Origin of the sequence: Colwellia sp. RSH04 (genome assembly GCF_003545765.1) — a bacterium.
Taxonomy (GTDB): Bacteria; Pseudomonadota; Gammaproteobacteria; order Enterobacterales; family Alteromonadaceae; genus Colwellia.
This window is the reverse complement of the sequence record NZ_QXIO01000027.1, coordinates 1-4,070: the sequence shown is the minus strand read 5'-3', so window position 1 is coordinate 4,070 and position 4,070 is coordinate 1. Positions and strand designations below refer to the sequence as shown.

The 4,070-nt window shown below is 33.7% G+C and carries 2 protein-coding genes, 1 tRNA gene and 2 rRNA genes; 1 reads left to right on the top strand and 4 read right to left on the bottom strand.

The annotated features are described in order from the left end of the window. Positions 1–567 precede the first annotated feature (567 nt). A complete protein-coding gene (locus D1094_RS18230) occupies positions 568–1,836 on the bottom strand; it encodes a DEAD/DEAH box helicase (RefSeq protein ID WP_118961523.1) in 1,269 nt (422 codons plus the stop codon). Between the two features lie 99 nt (positions 1,837–1,935). On the opposite strand from D1094_RS18230, the gene D1094_RS18225 reads away from it, so the two are divergent. Beyond that, on the top strand, positions 1,936–3,537 hold the full coding sequence (locus D1094_RS18225; RefSeq protein WP_118961522.1) for a response regulator: 1,602 nt from the start codon (positions 1,936–1,938) through the stop codon (positions 3,535–3,537). 13 nt (positions 3,538–3,550) lie between these two features. Here D1094_RS18225 and D1094_RS18220 read toward each other — a convergent pair. The 3 genes from D1094_RS18220 to rrf (D1094_RS18210) form a co-directional block, all read right to left on the bottom strand. Beyond that, positions 3,551–3,635 (bottom strand) — tRNA-Tyr (locus tag D1094_RS18220). A gap of 9 nt (positions 3,636–3,644) precedes the next feature. Continuing rightward, a 5S ribosomal RNA gene (rrf, locus tag D1094_RS18215) occupies positions 3,645–3,759 on the bottom strand. 191 nt (positions 3,760–3,950) lie between these two features. Continuing rightward, positions 3,951–4,065, bottom strand: a 5S ribosomal RNA gene (gene rrf, locus D1094_RS18210). Positions 4,066–4,070 lie beyond the last annotated feature (5 nt).

Sequence of the window (4,070 nt, the reverse complement as noted above, 5' to 3'; positions counted from 1 at the left end):
GCATGATAACTAATTGTTAAAGAATTTCTCTTTCGAGAAGATGTAAATCGCATTCGTTTACATCGTTTGCCTCAGTATCTTTGCCCCGAAGCGAGATGCGCATTTTACGCACCTCTGTTTCAATGTCAACAACTTTTTAAAAAAGTTTTAAGTTTTTAACTTATCTGACCCGTTAACAACAATTATCTGTTAAGTTAACTATTTAAAACAGACTTCTTAAGTCTCCTTAAGAAGTTGAAGCGCATTTTAGACACTTTCCTGTAGGGATCAAGTGTTAATTTAAATTTCTTGTCTGTTCGCACAAAAATAGTACAAGACGTTTAAATAAAGGGCTATCTAGTTCGATCAATAATGATCTTTTCATTGTTATCTAGCTTTTACAAAGATATCCCATAGTTATTTATCTACATCAATATAGTTAAATATCGCTTATATTTATATTAAAGATGCTATTTATAGTTAAAGTATTTATGAGTTTGCTTGTAAATATAGACAAATTAGCTTTTCCAGTACTTATATAGTGATCAATCTATCCATATTTTTTTTGATCTTTTAACGATAGCCAGGCTATTTTCGTCTAGCAAATTTATTCACTCGTCTTTTGTTGATACCTAGCGCTTTTTCTCTTTCCCTTTTTTTACTTATTTTTTTTCTTGGGTCATTATGATACGACTTTTCATCTTGTTCTTGATTTAATGATGGCTCAAAACCTGGATACCATTGCTGTATTATTTGTTTTTTTAAGAGTTTTTCAATTGACTCTAAAAGCCAAGTCTCTTTATAACTAACTAGCGAGATAGCTTCTCCCTTTTTACCTGCTCTACCAGTTCTGCCAATTCTGTGAATGTAATCTTCAGATTGATAAGGTAGCTCATAGTTAATCACTTGTTCCAAATTATTTATATCTATACCTCTTGCAGCGACGTCTGTCGCAATAAGGGCTCGAACTTCATTATTTTTAAACTGTTTTAACGTTTTTTCTCTATAACCTTGTGTTTTATCACCGTGAAATGAGGCAGAGGGTATGCCATCTTTTTTCATTTCCGTTGCTAAATGGTCAGCCTCTTTTTTTGTTCTGACAAACACCAATACTCTTTGCCAATTGTTAGAACCAATTAAGTATGATGTTAATTCTCTTTTTCTATTTTGATCTACAGTGTAAAAATGTTGTTCTATTAATGTTTGATCTTTTTGTTCTGCACTATCATTTTCTATTTCTACTAATTTCGGATTATTTAATAACCTTTTACTAATGCTATATATAGTTTTATCAAATGTAGCTGAGAACAATAAGTTTTGTCGCTTTTTAGGTATGTAAGCTAATATCCTGTCTATTTCATCCTTGAAGCCTAAATCTAACAATCGGTCCGCTTCATCAAACACTAAAGTATTTACTTTACTTAATGAAAACGCTTTATTATTTAAATGCTCCAATAACCTTCCTGGTGTCGCAACAAGAATGCTTGTCTTATCTGTAATCTTAGAAAGTTGTGTTCTACCACTCACGCCTCCATAAGCCATGGCTGACTCAATATCAGTATTTACCGAAAACTCACAAATGCTATGATGGATTTGTCGACATAATTCACGAGTGGGTGCAAGGATCAAAATTTTAATACCTGATTCTGCTTTAGTATCGCTTATTAATTTCTGTATTAAAGGTAAACTAAAAGCAGCTGTTTTGCCTGTCCCTGTATTTGCTCTTGCCATCACATCATGATTAGTTAATATTAACGGAATAGTTAATTGTTGAATTGGTGTTGGATTTAGATACCTTAATTCTGCAATGGCATTATTAATTGCATCATCAAAGGCAAAAGTTTTAAAATCGTTCATATGTAAGGTGCTTCATTAGTATTAATTTTAGTTTATCAGATTTATTGAAAGGCATCGCTATTAAACATATGTACATCATGCCTGTATAACAAGGAATTTATGGTATCCAATAAGTATCAAGGTTTACGGTTTCTAATAGTTGATAACATTAAACCATCACAAGATATTCTTAAACAGTTTGTAATGAGGCTTACTTCCAAACAAGTTGATAGCTCTCATTACGCGCAAGATGTTATTGCAATATGCCAACAAAAAGAATACGACGTTATACTCTTAGGTTACGACTTAGGTGATAGCCAAAAGAATGGTCAACAGATTCTTGAAGAACTTCGTATCAATAATCATATTAGTAGGCATTGCATTGTTATTTTGATAACCGCTGAAGTTTCACAAGCTATGGTTTTAGCAGCACTCGAGCATAAACCGGATGATTACTTATGTAAACCATACTCATTAAATGAGCTCGAAAAGCGTTTATCAAAATGTTTAAAGAAAAAGCGAGCTATGTCTTCAATTTATCAAGCTCTTGAATTAGGAGATCCAAATTTAGTTATAGAGTTTTGTGATCAAGTTATAGCAACAGATACACCTTATAAAACAGAATGTTTAGGTATAAAATCAAGGCAATATTATGAATTATCAGAATTTGAACGAGCTAAAGAGATTTATGAGATTTATAAAGATTCAGCTAACTGCCAATGGGCTAATGTTGGTTTAGGAAAAGTTGCGTTACATGAAGATAAATTAATCAATGCCGAATCAATATTTAAAGCGTTAATTAAGAAACACCCCCTATATTTATCAAGTTATGATTGGCTTGCTACTACATATCAAAAACAGTTTAACTTCATCTTTGCAGAAGAGATCTTAGAGCAAGCCCTAAAAATATCCCCAAGGTCTATCCCTAGATTAAAAAAGTACGCAAAGCAATGTTTAGATAATCATCATTTTGATAAAGCCACATATGCTTATGAGCAAACATATAAACTAGCAAATAATTCAATTCATCATTCTCCAGATAACGCTATTATGTTTGCAAAGGCGTTAATGGAATATTCTCCAAGCTTGCCTTTAGTAGACGCTAAAAAAATAAACAACCGCGCTTACACATACCTTAACCAAATGAACAAAGACTTCAAGCAAATAGACGTAAAAATACAATCTCACTTATTAACAGCTTGCTTACTTGAAACGACTCGTGATTACGATATAGCAAAAGACGAGATAGCATACGGAGAAAAACTGTTAAATAAAGAAATCAATGGTATTAACAAAGATGCTCTTAAAGACATATCTAATACTTTAGTAAAGCTAAATAGACCTTGTGTTCCTTCGGAAGTTTTGAAAACTTCATTAGATAATATTGATGAAAATAATAGTCAACATAACTTCAATGATAGTGCTAGAGATAAAGCTCAAGAAGCAATATCTAAGGGTCAAGAGCTTTATGAAAATAAAGAGTATACCCTTGCTATTAAACAATTAACTACGGCACAATCACTATATCCTAATCACATAGGTATTAAGATTAACCTTATTCAAGTATTGCTTTTCTCATATGAACATAACACTAAAAATATTCCACATCTAGCTTATGCAAAATCCTTACTGCTACAGTTGAAAAGTACACCAACAACTAACGATGAAGAAAATAGACTGAAAAAAATGCAAAAAAAATACCAGCAAATTGCTGGCATTTAATTCATCAATAAGATGGTGGAGGGAGGTGGATTCGAACCACCGAAGGCGGAGCCGTCAGATTTACAGTCTGATCCCTTTGGCCACTCGGGAACCCCTCCAAATTGGAAACCTAGCAATGACCTACTCTCACATGGGAACTCCCACACTACCATCGGCGCTAACACATTTCACTTCTGAGTTCGGAATGGGATCAGGTGGTTCTATGTCGCTATTGTCGCTAGATAAAAACTTGAATTCGTTAATTAGAACTTACAAACTAACGAATTAAAGCTTATTAAAAAGCCCGTTGTTTTCAACGGGCTTTCTCAATTAGAAGCTTAGCAATGTCCCGCTACGCTCTCACATGGGCTTCTCGTAACCTAAGTTACACTACCATCGGCGCTGCGCTTCATCTCTAAAGCATTTAATTAGAAGCTTAGCAATGTCCTACTCTCACATGGGAACTCCCACACTACCATCGGCGCTAACACATTTCACTTCTGAGTTCGGAATGGGATCAGGTGGTTCTATGTCGCTATTGTCGCTAAGCAAAA

What these genes read in the sequence shown, in the direction of transcription:
- D1094_RS18230 (WP_118961523.1), bottom strand. Translation starts at nt 1,836, where the DNA reads ATGAACGATTTTAAAACTTTTGCCTTTGATGATGCAATTAATAATGCC.
- D1094_RS18225 (WP_118961522.1), top strand. Translation starts at nt 1,936, where the DNA reads ATGGTATCCAATAAGTATCAAGGTTTACGGTTTCTAATAGTTGATAAC.